17 protein-coding genes are annotated in these 17,941 nt (G+C 63.6%); 9 read left to right on the top strand and 8 right to left on the bottom strand.

The window, feature by feature from the left end:
- Positions 1-6: 6 nt before the first annotated feature.
- A complete protein-coding gene (locus JMN37_RS09040) occupies positions 7-315 on the top strand; it encodes a hypothetical protein (protein WP_070975444.1) in 309 nt (102 codons plus the stop codon).
- Here the strand turns inward: JMN37_RS09040 and JMN37_RS09035 are convergent.
- Positions 312-1,535: an HNH endonuclease signature motif containing protein gene (locus tag JMN37_RS09035; RefSeq protein ID WP_252931850.1), complete on the bottom strand. Its 1,224-nt coding sequence runs from the start codon at positions 1,533-1,535 to the stop codon at positions 312-314. The two genes, JMN37_RS09040 and JMN37_RS09035, sit on opposite strands and share 4 nt — an antisense overlap.
- Positions 1,536-2,214: 679 nt before the next feature.
- On the opposite strand from JMN37_RS09035, the gene JMN37_RS09030 reads away from it, so the two are divergent.
- A complete protein-coding gene (locus JMN37_RS09030; protein ID WP_252931848.1) occupies positions 2,215-2,658 on the top strand; it encodes a hypothetical protein in 444 nt (147 codons plus the stop codon).
- 333 nt (positions 2,659-2,991) lie between these two features.
- On the opposite strand, the gene JMN37_RS09025 is transcribed toward JMN37_RS09030, so the two are convergent.
- From JMN37_RS09025 to JMN37_RS09000, 6 genes are all read right to left on the bottom strand, one after another.
- Positions 2,992-3,336, bottom strand: coding sequence for a hypothetical protein (locus JMN37_RS09025; RefSeq protein ID WP_071573854.1), 345 nt, complete (start codon positions 3,334-3,336; stop codon positions 2,992-2,994).
- A 20-nt stretch (positions 3,337-3,356) separates the two neighbouring features.
- Complete coding sequence (locus tag JMN37_RS09020) at positions 3,357-3,770, bottom strand: hypothetical protein (RefSeq protein WP_071573855.1); 414 nt, start codon at positions 3,768-3,770, stop codon at positions 3,357-3,359.
- Positions 3,771-3,862: 92 nt separating this feature from the next.
- On the bottom strand, positions 3,863-4,195 hold the full coding sequence (locus JMN37_RS09015; protein ID WP_071573856.1) for a branched-chain amino acid transporter permease: 333 nt from the start codon (positions 4,193-4,195) through the stop codon (positions 3,863-3,865).
- Positions 4,192-4,905, bottom strand: coding sequence for an AzlC family ABC transporter permease (locus JMN37_RS09010; RefSeq protein WP_252931846.1), 714 nt, complete (start codon positions 4,903-4,905; stop codon positions 4,192-4,194). Before JMN37_RS09010 ends, JMN37_RS09015 begins: the two co-directional genes overlap by 4 nt.
- The gene (locus tag JMN37_RS09005; protein ID WP_252931845.1) at positions 4,906-5,514 is read right to left on the bottom strand and encodes a YqgE/AlgH family protein; all 609 of its coding nucleotides are present in this window, start codon (positions 5,512-5,514) and stop codon (positions 4,906-4,908) included.
- The gene (locus tag JMN37_RS09000) at positions 5,507-6,928 is read right to left on the bottom strand and encodes a CCA tRNA nucleotidyltransferase (RefSeq protein ID WP_071573864.1); all 1,422 of its coding nucleotides are present in this window, start codon (positions 6,926-6,928) and stop codon (positions 5,507-5,509) included. Before JMN37_RS09000 ends, JMN37_RS09005 begins: the two co-directional genes overlap by 8 nt.
- Before the next feature lie 149 nt (positions 6,929-7,077).
- Between JMN37_RS09000 and JMN37_RS08995 the strand changes: the two genes are divergently transcribed.
- The 7 genes from JMN37_RS08995 to JMN37_RS08965 all read left to right on the top strand — a co-directional run bounded on the left by JMN37_RS08995 (position 7,078) and on the right by JMN37_RS08965 (position 16,854).
- On the top strand, positions 7,078-7,830 hold the full coding sequence (locus JMN37_RS08995; RefSeq protein ID WP_252931843.1) for an NUDIX hydrolase: 753 nt from the start codon (positions 7,078-7,080) through the stop codon (positions 7,828-7,830).
- Positions 7,827-10,292 (top strand): DUF6049 family protein, encoded by a 2,466-nt coding sequence (locus JMN37_RS08990; protein WP_252931841.1) that lies wholly within the window; start codon positions 7,827-7,829, stop codon positions 10,290-10,292. The genes JMN37_RS08995 and JMN37_RS08990 overlap by 4 nt, the downstream gene beginning before the upstream one ends.
- Before the next feature lies 1 nt (position 10,293).
- Positions 10,294-13,602, top strand: a complete 3,309-nt coding sequence (locus tag JMN37_RS08985; protein WP_145945287.1) for a murein biosynthesis integral membrane protein MurJ — start codon at positions 10,294-10,296, stop codon at positions 13,600-13,602.
- A gap of 83 nt (positions 13,603-13,685) precedes the next feature.
- Entirely contained in the window at positions 13,686-14,237 is a 552-nt protein-coding gene (locus JMN37_RS08980) for a sigma-70 family RNA polymerase sigma factor (RefSeq protein ID WP_252931839.1), read from the top strand.
- Between the two features lie 79 nt (positions 14,238-14,316).
- Complete coding sequence (gene trxB, locus JMN37_RS08975) at positions 14,317-15,267, top strand: thioredoxin-disulfide reductase (RefSeq protein WP_252931838.1); 951 nt, start codon at positions 14,317-14,319, stop codon at positions 15,265-15,267.
- A gap of 30 nt (positions 15,268-15,297) precedes the next feature.
- Positions 15,298-15,621, top strand: a complete 324-nt coding sequence (gene trxA / locus JMN37_RS08970) for a thioredoxin (RefSeq protein WP_070478319.1) — start codon at positions 15,298-15,300, stop codon at positions 15,619-15,621.
- 51 nt (positions 15,622-15,672) lie between these two features.
- Complete coding sequence (locus tag JMN37_RS08965; RefSeq protein WP_330166364.1) at positions 15,673-16,854, top strand: N-acetylmuramoyl-L-alanine amidase; 1,182 nt, start codon at positions 15,673-15,675, stop codon at positions 16,852-16,854.
- Here the strand turns inward: JMN37_RS08965 and JMN37_RS08960 are convergent, their stop codons facing one another.
- The gene (locus JMN37_RS08960; protein WP_071573180.1) at positions 16,855-17,940 is read right to left on the bottom strand and encodes a ParB/RepB/Spo0J family partition protein; all 1,086 of its coding nucleotides are present in this window, start codon (positions 17,938-17,940) and stop codon (positions 16,855-16,857) included.
- Position 17,941 lies beyond the last annotated feature (1 nt).

Below are 17,941 nucleotides of genomic sequence, written 5' to 3'. Positions count from 1 at the left end.
TTTCACGTGAAACATTACGTCCGGATTCATTACAGCGCTCCAGATCTTGGGGGAGAGCTTCTCAATATTGCCGAACTTGAGGAGCTGAACCCTCGCGAATGTACGATGGTTCGGATGATCGAGCTGGACCCGAGCGAGACCATTACTGGCATTTATACCGACGGCAAAGTGATTGGTCAGGCGAATGAGCCGATGTCTATCGTTCCGCACCCAGACCTGTACGCACAGTTCGAGGGCATTTCTGCGACAGCCATTGCGGTAGAGGAGTTCGAGGCGCTGTGGGCTGAGGCTTGTAGTCTGCTGGGGCATGCTTAAACCTTGGGTGTGTCCCAATCCCACGTCGGTGCGGCTTCATCCGCAAACGAATCCACACCCCACCCATCCAACTCAATCTCGGCAGCATCATCGCGATACCCCACCCGACCAGGCTCACACACCCACTGCTCACCACTAGCAAACCGGAAATACAACACAGGCCCAGGCTTGACCACGCGAATAAACCCATCCGTGACCAACGAATGACACCTCGAGCACAACGGCACCAAATTCTCCACATCCGTTGCACCTCCTTCGGCCCAATCCCGAATATGATGCATCTGCAAAAACCTGGTATGCCCACACCCCGGCACCGCGCACTTATGCCCCCACATCCCTAACAACACCTGCACCTGCTTGCTACTTGCCAAACGGCGTTTGCGCCCAAACTTGATCACCTGCCCCTGGGCGTCATAGAGCACACCCATCAAATCTGCATGATCTACCAGATTGGCAAGCCGTGCGGCAGGAGCGGCCATGTGATTCGGTAAAAACGCCCGCCCATCTGATGTCATATGCACCATCACTTGTGCTGCTGGTGCCATCGTGGCGTGTGTGGCGGCCCCGGTGCGCACCATGTGCACCAACCCCATGAGTGATTGCAGCATTAATCGTGCCTGTGGCAGCCCGAAGGTTGAGCGCATCATCTGCGCATCCGCCTCATCCATCGCGTTGTCGTCCGCATAGGCGTGTGCGCCTGCGCGCAGGGCTGCTTGAAAGGCCACACCGTCGGTAGCGTTCATGCAAAACCAGCCGCGTAGGTATTGGCCGTCTTCGCGGATGGTCAGCCCGCAGTGTGCACCAGCATCCTGGGGTTGCCTATTGGTGGGTGTTGCGCCTGCAAGGGCGTATACGAGGCCTTGGTAGCCAGATTCGGCGGCTATCTCTACGAGTTCGTGTTGGTTTGCCTCGGTGGCGTAGTCGAGCATGTAGCGCACACTGGTGTAGTCGATGGTTCCTTGTCGTAGCGCGTCGAGGATGGTGGGAAAGGCGGTGAGTTTGCGTGCGACGGCGGCGTATTCGTAGGCGCGGGTGCGTTTCATTTTTAACACTCTGGCAAGCCATGCCCCGGTTGAGGCACACCCGTAGGCTTCGGCGAGGTTGTGGGTGTCGAATTCGGCGATCGCGGTCAGTATTTCCGCGTGTGAGTATGCGAACAGGCGTGCGCTTTCTACGATGGTGTTGATGATGGTGTCGGCGTCGATGGTGGTGGTGTGCATGGTTCCCCCTGATGTTTTGGTCGTTTTGTTTAGTATACGTGTTCGATTGATGGTGTCAAGAGGTTTATCCAAATATTTGTTGGTGGGTGTCCGCGCGGCGGACAGTGCGCGGGGTGCTTTGCGACGCCACTTTCGAGCACGGGTGTGTGGGTGGGTGTCCGCGCGGCGGACACCTTGATGCAATCGTTGGGGTCTTGAGCTGAACTCGCTCTGTCCGCGCCGCGGAATGCTACTGGAGTCGACTAAAGCTTCGTTGGAGTCCGCGCGGCGGACTGTGCGGGAGGTTGGGTTGTAACAACGGATAGATTGTCCGCGCCGCGGAATGCGTGCTTCGCCGATGCAATTCGCGAAGTGGTGTCCGCCCCGCGGAAAGTGAACAATACTGGGTTGCAACAACGGCGAGTTGTCCGCCCCGCGGAATATCGAAACACGCAATCACCTGTCCGCCCCGCGGACAATCGGAGCCGTTCGACGGCCCCATGGGAGTAGCAAGTTCTCAACCCACTCTGACCTATTGGTCCGAGCCCGCGCAGGGCAGGGGAGCGCTGTTCCCAAATCACCTCTCGGAATCATTTGATCTCCGAAGTAACGCACAGGACGTTCCGATCGATGTTAGTTGCAGACATGCCAAAACTTTGGCGAGTCCCTAACTTTAACCGATCCCACAAAGGAGCTACCCATGAAGCGTTTTACCTCCGTAGCAGCTGCTGCAACTCTGTCCCTGTCCCTGGTCGCTGGCCCTGCGTTCGCAGCGGAGGCTCAGCCTTCCGACAAGGATGCCAAGGTCGGCTCGTCGGTTGCCTTCGCGAAGTGCAAGGCGAAGGCTGAGGCCGCAGAGAAGGAAAAGGAGGCTGAGGCGAAGAAGAAGGCGGCTGATGCACAGACTGCTGGTGACATCGCTAAGAACAAGGCTGATCAGACTCGTCAGGAGATCCGTGAGGAGCTGACCTCTTCTTCTGACGAGATGGATTGTGTCAAGGAGCTGATCAACGACAAGGATTACAAGGCAGGCATTCTCGGTCTCCTGATCGGCGTTCCGGCTGCGCTCGTTGCACTTCTTGGTGTCGTTGCTGCAGTCTCCGGCGTCATTCCGGGCATTCAGCTTCCAGCGCTGCCGTTCTAATTCACTTATCGACGCCACATTCTGACCCAGCCTCCCGTATGAGGCTGGGTTTTGCTGACCTAGATAGACACCCTATTAATACCTAATCAATAGCGCGCGAACGTCAAGCCAATCTTGGATCGTTCCGACCACGCACCACTCTATTAAGTTCCACTAAATACAGGCAGGGTATCCTCTGACAACGGCTCGGATAGGGCAAGGAAGCGTCCGAAAACGAAACTTTGCCCCTACCAAGACTATAGACCTGTCTAACGTATGTGACGTTAATAAAACATTCCCCGAAACGACAAAGCGCTCGACCCGAAACCCGAGCCTCGCGCAAAATCTTGAAATCTACTTTGCGTTCAGAGCGAGGAACGCAAGACCACCAAGAGCCGCAACACCGAGCAGGGAACCCCAGATGATGTCGAAGGTGCGGCCCATGGGCCAGCCCTTCTTCTCGTCGTTTTCAAAGGAACTTTGCAATGCGGCGGCGCCGAACAGCGTCTCTACAGCTGCTTGATCGTAATCCGCCTGGTTTTCGGCACCGGCCAGCTTGCCTGCTTGCAACAGAGCCAAAAGACCAACCGACGAGGTGACTTCGTCATCGTTGCTTGACGTGTCTGCAGCCTGCGCCGGCACAACAGCGAGCGAGAGGGCAGTGGTGGCTGCGATGGCAGCGGTAGCGAAACGCTTCATGGAAATCTCCTGAATAATTGTTAGAACGGAAGCTGAATGAGGCCCTGAAGTTGTGCGGCGCCTAGGCCACCAAGAACAGCCAGAACAGCTGCTGCGATACTTGTCCCGATGATGATGTCAGCAGTGGTGCCTAGCTTGTAATTATTAACGGCATCATTCTTATAAGCGAATTTCCAAAAAGGACCAAAGTCCGACTTTGGCGAATTCTCTTTTCGCTTAGACGAAGATTCAGAGGATGCTTTATGAGGTGCAGAAACACCTGAGCCGGGATTCTTTAGCTCCTTTCCCCAAGAATCCACAATGTACTGGATCATAGACTCATCCGTAAGGCCTGCGGTCGACCCTTGCCTCGTATCTTCCCCAGCCTGCGCCGGTACAACGGCGAGCGAAAGGGCAGTGGTGGCTGCGATGGCAGCGGTAGCGAAACGCTTCATGGAAATCTCCTGAATACAGAGGGCGATATTGCCAGGGATTTGACAACAACCGCCAATGTATCAGGCAGATTTATATTCAGCAATTTCGTGACTTACAACACTAAGTTAACCAGCCCCACGTACAGCCCCGTGCCGGCCAGGATGGAGAGGGCGGGGGAGCGTCGCCAGGCGTGGAGGGCGAGCGTCACGAAGCCGACGAGCACCCCGGCCCACACGGGCTGGTCGGAGCTGGTGAAGGTGTACAGCACGAGGACGACCATGACGCCGACGGGCATGTAGAGGCGGAGGAAGTCGAGAAGAGGGCTGCCGTCTAGCCACCCACGAAAGGCAAATGGCAGCGCACGGAGCAACACGGTGACCACGGCGATCGGCAGGATGACGGCCCACACCATGGGCAGGTCAACGCCGGCGGGAAGTCCGTTCATCGCTTCCACTCCAATCGCTTATCGACGCCAGGTACCCAAAAACGAACCAGCAGGACCAGGAAGTACGCGATGAGCGCCACCATCAGCATCTGCCCGGGGACGACGAAGGCTGCAACGAGCGCGATCCCAGCGGCGATGAGCACGGCGCTCATGTCTCGCGAAGCCTGGAACGCTTCGTAGGCGAGGACGATGAACAGTGCGGTGAGGGCGAAGTCCATGCCCTCGATTGTGCCGGGAAGGCGTTCGCCGGCGAGCGCGCCGACGAGGCCAGACACAACCCAGAGCGCCTGGCACATCACGTGGATGGCGATGAGGCGCGGGCCGGTGTGGCGCGTGGTCTGCTGTCGGGCGCTGATGACGGCGTAGACTTCGTCGGTAAGTGAATACATCGAATAGAGGCGGCCGAACGTCGAGCGGATCGCGTCCCGCGGGTAGGTGAGGCCGTAAAAGAGGTGTCGGAAGTTCACCATGAAACCGGTCATCGCGGCGGAGGCGGGGCCGACCCCGCCGAGCACCATCGGGATTGCGAGGAATTCGGTGGAGCCGGCGTAGATAAGCATCGAGAAGACCGGCGTCCACCACCAAGCGAAACCGGATTGCACCATGAGCAGGCCGAACGCCAGCCCGAGTGGCACGACGCCGAGGCCGACGAGCCACATGTCGCGCACTCCGAGACCGAGTTCTCGCAATGTTTCACGTGAAACATTCATCTAGTTGTCCTCGATGTCGGATGGGAAGGTGGCGAAAAGGGGTAGAGGCATGGGCTGGCGGCGTAGGACGTCGGCCCACAAATCGACACTCGCGGGTGTGATGACGTCGGAGGGGAGGGCCGGGGCGACGTACCAGTCGCCGCGTTCGATCTCCTCGTCGAGCTGCCCGGCATCCCACGAAGAGAACCCGGCGAAGAGGCGGAAGCCCTCCAGCAACTCAGAGAAGGAATCAGCCGGCTCATGCATGTTGACGTGCACCAGCTTGTTCGCAAGGCGCGTCAGCGTCGGGTGCTCGGCGATGTCGACGTCGTTGCGCGTGACGCCCAGGCCAACGGCAGCGTTCGGGCTGACGGGTCCGCCGTAATACATCACCGCCGGCTCGCTGGCGAGCGACTCCCACTCTGGCAGCACGTTCGCCACGGCGGCGTCGGAACGCCGGTTCAAGATGACGCCGAGCGTGCCCTGCTCACCGTGCTCAATCACGAGCACAACCGTCCGAGCAAACTCGGGCGAGTACATCCCCGGAGCGGCGACGAGCAGCATACCGCTGTCAGGTTCCGTGCGTTCGAGTGACGTAAACAGGCGGTCACCGAAGAAATACTCAGACATTACGTTCCTCCCACCAAGACTTCAGGGCAGCGACGGCCTCGTCGTGCTCGAGTTCGCCGCGCTCCAGACGTAGTTCCTTCATATACTTCCAGGCTTCGCCGACCTCCGGGCCGGGCTTAAGATCCAGGATCTGCATGATTTCGTTGCCGTCCAGGTCAGGGCGGATGCGCGCAAGGTCCTCCTGCTCGGCGAGCGTCGCGATTCGCTCCTCGAGGTTCTGGTACGCACGTTGCAGGCGGCGCGCCTTGCGTGGGTTTCGCGTCGTGCAGTCGGCGCGCACGAGTTTGTTCAGGCGGCCGAGGAGGTCGCCGGCGTCGGTGACGTAGCGACGCACCGCCGAATCGGTCCACTTGCCTTCGCCGAAACCGTAGAAGCGCATGTGCAGGAAAACCAACTGGCCGACGTCGCTGATCACGTGCTTCGGGTACTTCAGCGCACGGAGGCGCTTGCGCACCAGCTTCGCACCCACGACCTCGTGGTGGTGGAAGCTCACGCCACCGCCTTCCTTGAGGGCGCGGGTGGCGGGCTTGCCGACGTCGTGAAGCAGCGCGGCGAGCCGCAACTTGAGGTCGGGGCCGTCGTCCTCGAGCTCGGTGGCCTGGCGCAGCACTGTCAGCGAGTGTGCGTAGACGTCCTTGTGCTGCATGTGCTCGTCCTGCTCAAGCTGCAGCGCGGGCACCTCAGGCAGCACGAACTCGGCGAGGCCGGTACGGACCAGCAGGTCAATGCCCTCCCAGGGGGCGATGCCACACATGAGCTTGTCCAGCTCGGCTTGGATCCGCTCGACGGTGATGCGCTGAATCTCACCTGCCATGTCGCGCATCGCGTCGAAGACGCGCGGAGCAACCTCGAAGCCGAGTTGGGAGGTGAAGCGGGCGGCGCGGAGCATGCGAAGCGGGTCGTCGCGGAAGGAAATCTCGGGGGCCTGCGGGGTGTCAAGGCGGCGTTGCAGCAGGTCACTGATACCGTCCACCGGGTCGTGGAAGATTGGGCGGAGTGCGCCGTCGACCACGTCGAGCTCGATGGCCATCGCGTTGCAAGCAAAGTCGCGCCGAATGAGGTCGCCGTCGAGGGTGTCGCCGAACGTCACCTCGGGGTTGCGTGTCACGCCGTCGTACAGGTCGGAGCGGAACGTCGTGATCTCCACCTGCTGGCCCTCGCGCACGGCGGCCACGGTGCCGAACTCAATGCCGGTATCCCAGGTGGTTTCGCCCCATTCGTCGAGAATTTCCTGCACGGTGGGGGGCAGGGCGGACGTCGTGAAGTCGAGGTCGTGCCCGAGCTTGCCCAGCATCGCGTCGCGCACGGGCCCGCCGACAAGGTAGAGGTGCTCGCCGCGCTCCACGAAGCGCTGGGCGAGGGGCGTCAGCAAGCCACTGAGCTTTTCGACGCCCTCTTCGGCCCGAACCTGCAACGCCGCGACGGCGTTCGGGTCGGAGGGGTCGGGGAGGTCGAACGGGCACCGGTGTGTTTCTTCAGTCTTTGTCACCTCTCACACGATACTTTGCTTCCCTGGTGCTGTTAAGTACCACAAAGGTGGCCAGTACGGATACCATGAATTGAATGACTGAGAACACTCGGCCGAAGCCGGTTCCTCCGTCGGAGCGGAAGTCTCCGAACTCTGGCGGGAAGGGGCGCGGGGACGGCGCTAACTCGAAGGCGGGGGGTGACTCCCCGAAGCGGCGGCGTGGCCGTCGGCGTGGTTCGCACGCCAAAAAGCGGGGGTCGCAGCAGCAGCGTCGCCGCGGGTCGAACCGGCGGGGCAGGGGGACCTCGGCACGCAAGAGGCAGCAGCGGCCGGTGGATTCGTCGCTGGAGACCCGGAACGAGACGAGCGCGGGCGGCCTGGTGGTGTCGGGTATGGCGGAGGCTGTGGACCGGCACGACAAGGTGGACCTGTCGAAGATTTACGTCGCGCTGATTGGGCGGCTGGACCGTCGGGGGCGTCTGTTGTGGTCGATGCCGAAGGGCCACGTGGAGGAAGGCGAGGAGCAGTGGCGCACCGCGGAGCGTGAGGTGTGGGAGGAAACCGGGATTACCGGCGAGGCCTTCAACACGCTCGGTGTGATTGATTATTGGTTCATTTCTGAGGGCGTCCGTATTCATAAGACAGTGCACCACAACTTGTTGCGCTACGTCGACGGGGTGTTTAACGACGAAGACCCGGAGGTCACGGAAGTCGCGTGGGTGCCGATGAACCAGCTGATTGAGCGCCTGGCGTACGCGGACGAGCGCAAGCTCGCGCGGATCGCGGTGAACAGGATGCCGGACTTGGCGCGCAAGGAGGCCGCGGCCGGAAGGTTGACGCCGCGATGAGCAGCGTGCGTAGCGGAGCCGCGGCGATTGCAGTGGCGGCGCTGGGTCTGCTCCCGATGACGGCGGGCGCCCTACCAGCGCCAACGTCGCCCGAGGACCCGGCGGTGGCGTCGCAGTGGGTGAACCCGGCAGTGCGTCCGGGGGAGGGCACCCGCGCGTCCATCACGCTTGTCGACGCCCCCTCGGCCCTCAACGCCGGCGAAATGTTTCACGTGAAACTTCGCATCCACAACAACACGGACGCGCCGCTGGCGAACCTGCGCGTGGTCCCACGGCGTGGCCCGGCCACGGGTTCCGTGCTGGACCAGCGCGCGGCGGCGGTCGCCTCGGTGAGCGAGTACGGCCCGGTGGGGCGCGGAGTGGACGTCGATAAGGAGTTGGGCGCGGGGGAGTCGGCAGAGGTCGAGCTGGATGTTGAGCTGCCGGGCGCGGGGACGTACCCGCTGCTCTTCGAACTCAAACAGAACCTGACCACGCTGGACACTGAGCGCTTCCACATCTCGGTGCGCGGCGAGCCGTCGGAGGACCCGGCGCCGGCTATGACCGCCCTGTACCCGATCACCGCACCAATTGACATTGTGCCCGGGGAGACCGGGGAAGCCCCGGAGCGCTCCCCGCTGCTGCTGAAGTCGGAGACGTTGGCGAACCAGCTCGCGCCCGGCGGGAGACTCGAGCGGCTGCTCAGTCAGTACGAGGACGCCGTGGAGGAGCCGGGCGTCGGCTTCGCCACGTGCGTGGGGCTGGACCCGGCGCTCGTGGACACGGTGGCGCGGATGGCGGAGGGCTACCGCGTCACCACCACGCGCCCGCCCGTCGCTGAGGAGCCCAAGCGGCTCCGCGACAGCTGGACCACCGACGACACCACCGCCCAAGGAGAGGTAGGCAAGGGACAAGCGGACGCGCAGGCGTGGCTGGAGCAGCTGCGCAGCGTCGCCGCGAAGGGGTGCACGGTGGCGCTGCCGTGGCAAAACGTCGACGTCAACACCCTGGCCCGCACCGGGGACGAGTGGCTGATGCGTGAGGCGTTGGAGCGAGGCCCGTTCGTGCTCGAGCGGGAGCTCGGCACGCCGGGCACGCTCAACGCCGTCATCCCGGGCGCCGGCTACATCACGCCGGATGCGGCCCCCGCCTTCGGCTGGGCCAACCACATCGACTCCGCGATCCCGGAGCACGGGCTGCAAGGGGAGTGGGAGGCTGCTCGGGCGGAGCGGGCGTCGACAATTGGGGACGGGCAGGCGGCGCTCGACCGCAACGAACTGCCGGACCCCGCGGACGTGTTCCCGGCGGCGCCCGCGCACCCGGTGCACGTGCTGGCGGCGCGAAGCAGCGTCGACCACCCGGGCCCCGGCAACGCCGCGTGGGTGGCGCCGGGGGTGATGGCAGTGCAGTTCCAGGACTCGCTGGCCTCCGTCTTAGCGACGGTCGGCTCCGCCCCCGCCACCGTCGGCTACTCGAATGACGCGCTACGGTACCGCTACGAGATGGACTCCCAGCGGGCGCGCGCGATCAATGCGGCCTCCGCGCTCAGGCTTGCGGTGCAGGAGGCGACGCCGGAGGAGCCGGTATTCGTGAACCCTCCGGCGAGCTGGGACGCGGACTCGGCGGCGCTGCTGCTGGGCACGGTCGCCGAGCTGGTCCGGTCCGGCGAGGTCGCGCCGATGAGCTTCGGCGACTTCCTGAACACGCCCGACCAGGCGGAGGTGCCAGCGGCGACGCGCGTGGGCACGCTGTTTCCGGATCCGACGGTGGTCTCGGACGCGGAGGTGCTGACGGCCTCCCAGCAGGCTGAGTTCACAGATGACTTAACGCAGCTGCTCGCGAACGACCCACAGGTGGCGCTGACGCGTTACGGGTTCACGCTGCCGCTGCGTCGCGATGTGCTGGCGGCCCTGAGTATGCAGGAGCGCCAGTCGCTGTCGCGGTACGACGCCTCCGTGCGCACCACGGCCGAGCGGTTGCGGGGCAGCCGTGACGTACTGCAGGCGCTGCGGGCGTCGGTGACGCTGATCCCGCCGGGCAACGTGTACACGCGGACCTCCCCGTCGAGCCCGCTGCTGATCGTGGCGCAGAACGGGATGCCGCTGCCGGTGCAGACGACCATCCGGTTCCAGGCGGCGAGCGGCCCGATCACGCTGCACGTGCCAACCACGATGCGGATCCCGGCCCGCGGCTCGCAGACGGTACAGATGACGGCGGACTACCCGGAGGACCAGCGCAGTATTGACCTGCAGCTGTACCTGGCGGGTTCCGATGGCAGCCCGATCTCGCAGCCGGTGAACATTTCGGTGCGCACGGCGGGCGCCGCCGTGGAGGGCTGGGCGCTGGTTACCGGGCTCGGCGTGCTGGTGGTGCTGATGCTGATGTATTCGGTGGGCCGTCGGCGTCGGGCGCGGGCTGCGCCACGCAGCCCAACAACACAGCAACGTTTGGACAATGAACACCCACCTTTGATTGGAGACTGACGTGGTTGAGCAACCTCGGGCTGGTACGCGTGGCCGAATCGTGCCCCCTGCACCGCCGGCGCCGGTGCCCACCCCGCGAGAGAACCCAGAGCTTATCGACGCCACCGAGGCCGAGGCCCCGGACCGTTCGACGCTGACCGCGGACCCTTCGGCAGCGGTGCCGGATCCCGCCCCGGAGAGCAATTCCGTGGTGCGGGCGACGGGATCGATGGCGATCGCGACGCTGATTTCGCGCATCACGGGGTTCATCCGCACGGTGCTGATCGGCGCCGCGTTGGGCCCGGCGGTGGCGTCGGCATTTAATACGGCGAATACGCTGCCGAACATTATTACGGAGATCGTGCTGGGATCCGTGTTGACGGCCCTGGTGGTGCCGGTGTTGGTGCGCGCGGAGAAGGAGGACCCGGACCACGGGGAGCGCTTTATCCGCCAGCTGTTCACGCTGACGCTGACGCTCCTGACGGTGGTGACCATCATCGCGGTGGCCGCCGCGCCGCTGCTGACTCGCGTCTTCCTCGACGATGAGGGCCAGGTGAACGTCGCGCAGTCGACGTCGTTTGCGTATTTGGTATTGCCGCAGATTTTCTTCTACGGCATGTTCTCGCTGTTCATGGCGGTGCTGAATACGAAGGAGCATTTCCGGCCGGGTGCGTGGGCGCCGGTGGCGAACAACGTGGTGTCGATTGCGGTGCTGCTGGGGTACATGATGTTGCCGGGCAGTTTGAATCCCGCGGCGCCGGCGTCGATAGCGAATCCGCATGTGCTGCTGCTGGGCGTCGGCACGACGTTGGGTGTGGCGGTGCAGTGCCTGATTATGCTGCCGGCGCTGCGCAAGCTCGGCATTAACCTGCGGCCGCTGTGGGGTATCGACGACCGCCTCAAGGTGTTCGGCGGGATGGCCCTGGCGATCGTGACCTATGTGGGGATTAGCCAGGTCGGCTACATCGTGACCACGCGTATCGCGTCGATGGCGAGCGACGCCGCCCCGATTATTTACCAGCAGCACTGGATGCTGCTGCAGGTGCCCTACGGCATCATTGGCGTCACCTTGCTGACGGCGATCATGCCGCGCCTGTCCCGCAACGCCGCCGACGGTGACGACGCCGCGGTGGTCCGGGACTTGACGCTGGGCACGAAGCTGACGTTCATCGCCCTGATCCCGATCATTGTCTTTATGACGGCGCTCGGCCCGGACATCGGGCACGCGCTGTTCGCCTACGGCAACTTCGACGGCGGCACGGCCCGCACGCTGGGCCTGACGGTGAGTTTCTCCGCGTTTACGCTGATCCCGTACGCCCTGGTGATGCTGCACCTGCGCGTGTTCTACGCGCGGGAGGAGGCATGGACGCCGACGTTCATTATCGCCGGCATCACGATTACGAAGGTGGTGCTGTCGTACCTAGCGCCGCTGGTTGCGGATTCGACGCAGTCCGTCGTGGTGCTGTTGGGTGCTGCGAACGGCTTCGGTTTCGTCGCCGGCGCGGTGATCGGCGCGCTGTTGCTGCGTCGGAAGTTGGGCACGCTGGAGGCGCGTTCGGTGCTGCACACGTCGCTGTGGGCGGCGGCTTCGGCGCTGGTCGGTATCGCGGTGATGTTCCTGGTGCGCTGGCTCGTGCGTGATGTCGCGGGTATCGACGCCCCGTCCTTCCTCGGCGGGCTCATCGGCCTGCCGTCGCTGGGCTTCCTGCTTGAGGTGATGGTCCTCGGCGTGCTGTTCGTGGTGGCGACGGGCCTGGTGCTGTCGCGCTCTGGTCTGCCGGAGGTGCAGAACCTGGGCCGCGCGCTGGCGCGCATCCCGGGCATGGGTCGCTTTATCCGCCCGGACGAGGACGCCGCGATCGAGGTCGGCGAGGTGGATCTGCGGGATGTGTCGCAGCAGTTCCTGGCCGCCGATACGTTCAATGCGTCGCCGGTGCCGCCGCCGATGTCGGCTGGTGTCGTGCGTGGTCCGCGTTTGGTACCGGGTGCGTCGGTGTCGGATGGCCGTTTCCGCCTCATCCGCGATCACGGCTCCACGACGGGCGCGCAGTTCTGGCAGGCCCGCGAAGTGTCGACGGGCCGCTCCGTGGCGCTGACGTTCGTCGATACGACGGGCATGGCCCCGATGGCTCCGGCGACGCCGCGCCAGGCCGCTATCGACGCCGCGGGTGTGTCGCGTCGCACGCGCAAGCTCGCGATGCTGCGCCACCCGGCGCTGCCGGAGAACATCGAGATCGTGTCGTATCGCACGGGCGCCCTCGTGGTTGCGGACTGGGTGGAGGGCTCCTCGGTCCGCGCCGTCGCCGAGTCGGGCCAGACGTTGCACACGGATGCGGTGGCGAACGCGCTTGCCCCGTTGGCGGGCGCGATCGCCGCGGCGCACGAGGCTGGGGTGCCGCTCGGGTTGGATAACCGCCAGCGCCTGCGCATCGACCGCGAGGGCCACGTGCGCCTCGCGTTCCCGGCCGTCCTGCCGGACGCCTCCGCAGCCGACGACGCCGACGCCTTCGCCTCCGCGCTGCAGCTGCTGACCACCAACGTCGACTCCGATGACCTCGCGGATGTCGCCAGCACCACCCGCGCCCTCGTCGACGCCGACGCCATCGAGTCCCACGACTTCCGCGAGCTCGAGCGCCAACTCACCCGCGACGAAGCCGAGGACGCCCCCGCCGAAGCTATCGATCCCGTCGAGCCGGTCGAGGAGCAGTCTGAGGAGCCGAAGGACCTGCGCGGCGGTTTCGGATCCCGCCGTTACGGCCCGGTCACACTCGCGGTGTTGCTGTCGCTCGCGGTTGGCGCGGTGATCATCATCGCGGCGCTCACCGCGTACCTGGTCGGCTTCCTCTCCGGCGACGACACGAACGCACCCGTCACGGTGGACTCGGTCCAGACCGGGGTAGAGGAGGTCGAGGAGGAGGTCACGGGCCTGCCCGTGTTGCTCACCCCGATGCGCGCGACCATCGAAGGTGCTTCCGCGCCCGAGCTTGTCGACGCCGACCGCTCCACCACCTGGACCGGCTCAGACAACGTGAGCGTCGAGCTCCGACCCGCCAAGGGCGCGACCGCCCGCAAAGGGTTCACCCTGGAGCACGTGATCGTCGATACTCCGTCCAACGGCGACAGCTTCCGGATCTACGGCCTGCCTGCCGGCGCCTCGTGGAACGGCGACGTCGCCGACCTGCCGCTGCTTAAGGAGGGCACGTTCCTCAACGGCGAAAACGGCATCGACGTGGAGGACTCACCGGAACTCACCGGCTTGGTCCTCAACGTTTCCGGCCAGGACATCATCCTCCGGGACGTCACCCTCATCGGGCGCACTAGCCTCCGATGATGTCCACCATGGTGGACAAGAAACGCTTCCTCTTCCGGCGCTGATGCATCACACTGGATGCATCAGCAATGGGAGGGTGCATCATGCGCAGAAAAACGGACCACCAACTCGTCCACGAATACATCGCAGGCGACATCCACGCCTTCAACCTCATCGTCCGGCGCCACGAACGCAACATGCTCGGCGTCGCCCTTCGCTACTCACGCAATGAGTGCGACGCCGAAGACATCGTCCAGGACGCCCTGCTCAAGGCGTCCCGCCACCTGTATGGCTTCCGCTTCGAGTCGAAGGTGTCTACCTGGCTGTACCGGCTAGTCGCCAACGCAAGCTTGGACCACCAGCGCCGACGCAAGGCCGAGTACACCGTGTCCCTCGACGACAACGATGAGCTCTCCCAGGACAAGGATCCCCGCCTGGCCCACGACCCGACCGCTCACCTCGACCGCCTCATCGCCGTCAAGGACGCGCTGCGCGTCGTACCGGAGGCGCACCGGAAGGCTGTCTTCCTCATCGATATCATGGGCATGTCCCTCCAGTCCGCCGCCGACACCTGCGGCGTCCAGCCCGGCACCATGAAGTCCCGCCGCGCCCGGGCACGCGCCATAATGCTCGAGCACATGGAAGGCGCCTGCTAGGCCAAAAGCACACGTCTGGAACAAACAGTAGACTGGCTACGTTTACACCCCTGACAGAGCAAATCTACGAGGAGTTTCCATGACCAACGAGGCCAGCGAACAAACAGAACAGATTCATGACGTGATTATTGTCGGCTCGGGCCCGGCGGGGTACACGGCGGCGCTGTACGCGGCGCGCGGGGAGCTGAACCCGCTGGTGTTTGAGGGTTACGAGTACGGCGGCGAGCTGATGAACACCACTGAGGTGGAGAATTTCCCGGGCTTCAAGGATGGGGTGATGGGCCCGGATCTGATGATGCAGATGCGCGATCAGGCGGAGAAGTTCGGCGCGCGCCTGGAGTCGGAGCTGGTGGACAAGGTTGATCTCAGCGGTGACGTGAAGAAGGTGTTCGTGGGGGATGACGTCTACCAGGCCCGCGCGGTCATTCTCGCTACTGGTGCGGCGCCGCGTCACCTGGGCATTCCGGGTGAGGCTGAGCTGACGGGTCGCGGTGTGTCCACATGCGCGACCTGTGACGGCTTCTTCTTTAAGGATCAGCACATTGCCGTTGTCGGTGGTGGGGATTCGGCGATGGAGGAGGCGACGTTTTTGACCAAGTTTGGGTCGAAGGTTTCCATCATTCACCGATCGGAGAACTTCCGCGCGTCGCAGATTATGTTGGAGCGCGCCCGGGCGAATGAGAAGATTGAGTTTATTACGCATTCGGTGGTCGAAGAGGTCGTCGAAAAGGATGGCAAGGTTGGCGGCCTGAAGGTGCGGAATGTGCAGTCGGGCGAGGAGTCGGTGCTGGACGCGACGGCGTTGTTCGTGGCGATTGGGCATGATCCGCGTTCGGCGTTCCTGGAGGGCCAGGTGGCCACGGACGAGGGTGGCTACGTAGTTGTCGACGCCCCTTCGACCCGCACGAACGTGCCGGGCGTGTTTGCGTGTGGCGATTTGGTGGATAACCACTATCGTCAGGCGATTACGGCGGCTGGTTCGGGGTGCCGGGCGGCGTTGGATGCGCAGCATTTCCTTGCGGCGCTTTAGAATAGAAAGAACTGTGTTCAAGGAGGAACGATGAGTGCACCTGTTGATGTGACGAAGAATACGTTTAAGGCTGAGGTCGTTGAGGCTTCGACGCCGGTGTTGGTGGATTTTTGGGCTGAGTGGTGCGCTCCGTGCCGGAAGTTGTCGCCGACGTTGGATGAGATTGCGTCTGAGCTGGATGGCAAGGTGAAGGTCGCGAAGGTGAATGTGGATGAGGAGCGTGAGCTGGGGATGATGTTCCAGGTCATGTCGATTCCGACTGTGTTGATCTTCAAGGATGGCCAGAAGGTGGATGAGTTTGTGGGGGCGCTCCCGAAGGCGCAGATCGTCCAGAAGGTTGAGTCGTATCTGTAGGCTGTCCGTCGTAGGATGGACTGCATTGTTGGTTTTGTAGAAAGGTGCCCAGTGGGTGACATTCTCCGCGTAGGTGATTCGAGTGCTCGCGTGGCCGAGGCGCGTGCGACGCTTGCGCGTTTGGGCATGTTGGAGGACTTCGATGGGGATATCGAGGACTTCAACTCGCGGCAGTTCACTCCCGACGAGATGCTTTTCGACGCCCCTTTGGCGGAGTCCGTGAAAGCATTTCAGCAGTCGCGGGGAATTATGCCGACTGGCGCTATCGATGACTTGACGTTGCGTGAGCTGCGTGAGGCGTCGTATACGTTGGGGGCGCGTGTGTTGCAGTACCAGCCGAATCAGGAGCTGGTGGGCGACGACGTGGGGCAGTTGCAGACGCAGCTGCATGAGCTGGGCTTTTATTCGGATCGTGTGGATGGGCGGTTTGGTCCGCATACGCACGAGGCCGTGGTGAATTACCAGCTGAACTCGGGCTTGGAAGACGATGGGGTGTGTGGCCCGGATACGTTGCACGCGTTGAGTCTGTTGGGCCGCCGGATTACGGGCGGTTCGGCGCACGCGATTCGCGAGCGTGAGCATGTGCGCGCGGCTGGCCCGCAGTTGGCGGGCAAGCGCGTGGTGATTGATCCGCATCTTGGTGGTGCGGATAAGGGCGCGCTTGTCGACGGCCCCTTTGGCCAGATCACGGAGGAGGAGATCCTGTGGGATTTGGCGCAGCGCGTGGAGGGCCGCATGATTGCGGCTGGTGTGGAGACGATTATTTCGCGCCCGCGTGGTGATAATCCGTCGTGTAAGGAGCGCGCCGATCTGGCGAACGGCTTCGACGCCGACTTGGTGATTTCCCTGCAGTTGGACCGTTATGCCAATGAGAAGGCGAATGGTGTGGCCACGTTCTACTTCGGTTCGGAGAACGGGACGTCGTCGATGACGGGGGAGACGCTGTCGGGCTATATTCAGCGGGAGATTGCGGCGAGGACGTCGCTACGTAACTGCTGGAATCATGCCCGGACGTGGGAGATGCTGCGGATGACGCGGATGCCGTCGGTGGAGATCGTGGCTGGCTATGTCACGAATCCGCACGATGTTGAGGTGGTGACGGATCCGCAGCAGCGTGACGCGATCGCGGAGGCGATTGTGGTGGCGGTGAAGCGCCTGTACTTGCTGGATTCTGATGACCAGCCGACAGGCACCTACTCTTTCCAGGATTTGCTCCGCCAGGAGCACCTGTAGTTAGTCGGTGCCCTGGATGAGGCCCATGATGCGCTCGAAGTCCTGACGGTCGCCGAATTCGACGACGATTTTGCCTTTCCGTTTGCCCATGGTGACGGAGACTTTGGTGTCCCATTCGTCGGCGAGTTGGTCGGCGGCCCGGGTGAGGTATTCGGGCTGGGGGACGGGTTCGCGGCGTTTCTTCTGTGGGACGCCGCCTTCGTTATTCATGAGCGTGACGGCTTCTTCGGTGGCGCGGACGCTTAAGCCCTCGGAGACGATGCGTTCGGCGAGCAGGGTCTGACCGTTGGAGGTCAGGGCGTCGCTGCCGAGCTTGAGGCCGAGCAGCGCACGGGCGTGACCTGCGGAGAGAACACCGGCGGCGACGCGGCGCTGCACCGGCACCGGGAGGCGCAGGAGGCGGATCGCGTTGGTGATCACCGGGCGGGAGCGGCCGAGTTTGTCGGCGAGTTGCTCCTGGGTGACGCCGAACTCTTCGAGAAGTTGCTGGTAGGCGGCGGCTTCTTCGAGTGGGTTGAGTTGGACGCGGTGGATGTTTTCCAGGAGGGCGTCGCGAAGCATGTCCTGGTCGGAGGTTTCGCGGACGATGGCTGGGATGTGCTTCAGGCCGGCTTTGGAGGCGGCGCGCCAGCGGCGCTCGCCCATGATGAGCTCGAAGCCCTCTGGGGTGTCGCGGACGACGATGGGCTGCAGCAGGCCGAACTCGCGGATGGAGTGGACCAGCTCGTTAAGGTCGTCTTCGTCGAAGACCTGGCGGGGCTGCTTCGGGTTCGGGATGATCTGCCCGACCGCGATTTCCTGGTAGCGTGCGCCGACGGGCACGGGTTGCATAACGTTCTCTGGCGTGGCGCCGACGGTTGGCGCGCCCGCGACCTTGGGTCGCTTTCCGCGGGGCGGAAGCTTGTCGCCGCCACCGGAAGCACCGGAAGCTCCCGAAGCCCCGGCGGCGCCGGCTGCGCCGAAGATCACGTCGGAGGCTTTGCCGCCGATGCCGCCGGTTTTGCCGGTTTTGTCGGTCGCGGCCGGTGCCTGCGGGATGAGTGCTGCTAGTCCGCGGCCGAGGCCGCCTTTACGCTCTTGTGCCATG

The sequence above is a fragment of the Corynebacterium lipophilum genome, assembly GCF_024102595.1.
Lineage (GTDB): Bacteria > Actinomycetota > Actinomycetes > Mycobacteriales > Mycobacteriaceae > Corynebacterium > Corynebacterium pseudogenitalium.
Note: the sequence above shows the minus strand (reverse complement) of the source record. Positions and strands in the feature narration are given on the sequence as shown.

Bases quoted from the DNA above. Each gene is read 5' to 3' on its own strand.
- JMN37_RS09035 (WP_252931850.1), bottom strand. From the start codon at position 1,535: ATGCACACCACCACCATCGACGCCGACACCATCATCAACACCATCGTA.
- JMN37_RS09030 (WP_252931848.1), top strand. From the start codon at position 2,215: ATGAAGCGTTTTACCTCCGTAGCAGCTGCTGCAACTCTGTCCCTGTCC.
- JMN37_RS09025 (WP_071573854.1), bottom strand. From the start codon at position 3,336: ATGAAGCGTTTCGCTACCGCTGCCATCGCAGCCACCACTGCCCTCTCG.
- JMN37_RS09020 (WP_071573855.1), bottom strand. From the start codon at position 3,770: ATGAAGCGTTTCGCTACCGCTGCCATCGCAGCCACCACTGCCCTTTCG.
- JMN37_RS09015 (WP_071573856.1), bottom strand. From the start codon at position 4,195: ATGAACGGACTTCCCGCCGGCGTTGACCTGCCCATGGTGTGGGCCGTC.
- JMN37_RS09010 (WP_252931846.1), bottom strand. From the start codon at position 4,905: ATGAATGTTTCACGTGAAACATTGCGAGAACTCGGTCTCGGAGTGCGC.
- JMN37_RS09005 (WP_252931845.1), bottom strand. From the start codon at position 5,514: ATGTCTGAGTATTTCTTCGGTGACCGCCTGTTTACGTCACTCGAACGC.
- JMN37_RS08995 (WP_252931843.1), top strand. From the start codon at position 7,078: ATGACTGAGAACACTCGGCCGAAGCCGGTTCCTCCGTCGGAGCGGAAG.
- JMN37_RS08990 (WP_252931841.1), top strand. From the start codon at position 7,827: ATGAGCAGCGTGCGTAGCGGAGCCGCGGCGATTGCAGTGGCGGCGCTG.
- JMN37_RS08980 (WP_252931839.1), top strand. From the start codon at position 13,686: ATGCGCAGAAAAACGGACCACCAACTCGTCCACGAATACATCGCAGGC.
- trxB (WP_252931838.1), top strand. From the start codon at position 14,317: ATGACCAACGAGGCCAGCGAACAAACAGAACAGATTCATGACGTGATT.
- trxA (WP_070478319.1), top strand. From the start codon at position 15,298: ATGAGTGCACCTGTTGATGTGACGAAGAATACGTTTAAGGCTGAGGTC.
- JMN37_RS08960 (WP_071573180.1), bottom strand. From the start codon at position 17,940: ATGGCACAAGAGCGTAAAGGCGGCCTCGGCCGCGGACTAGCAGCACTC.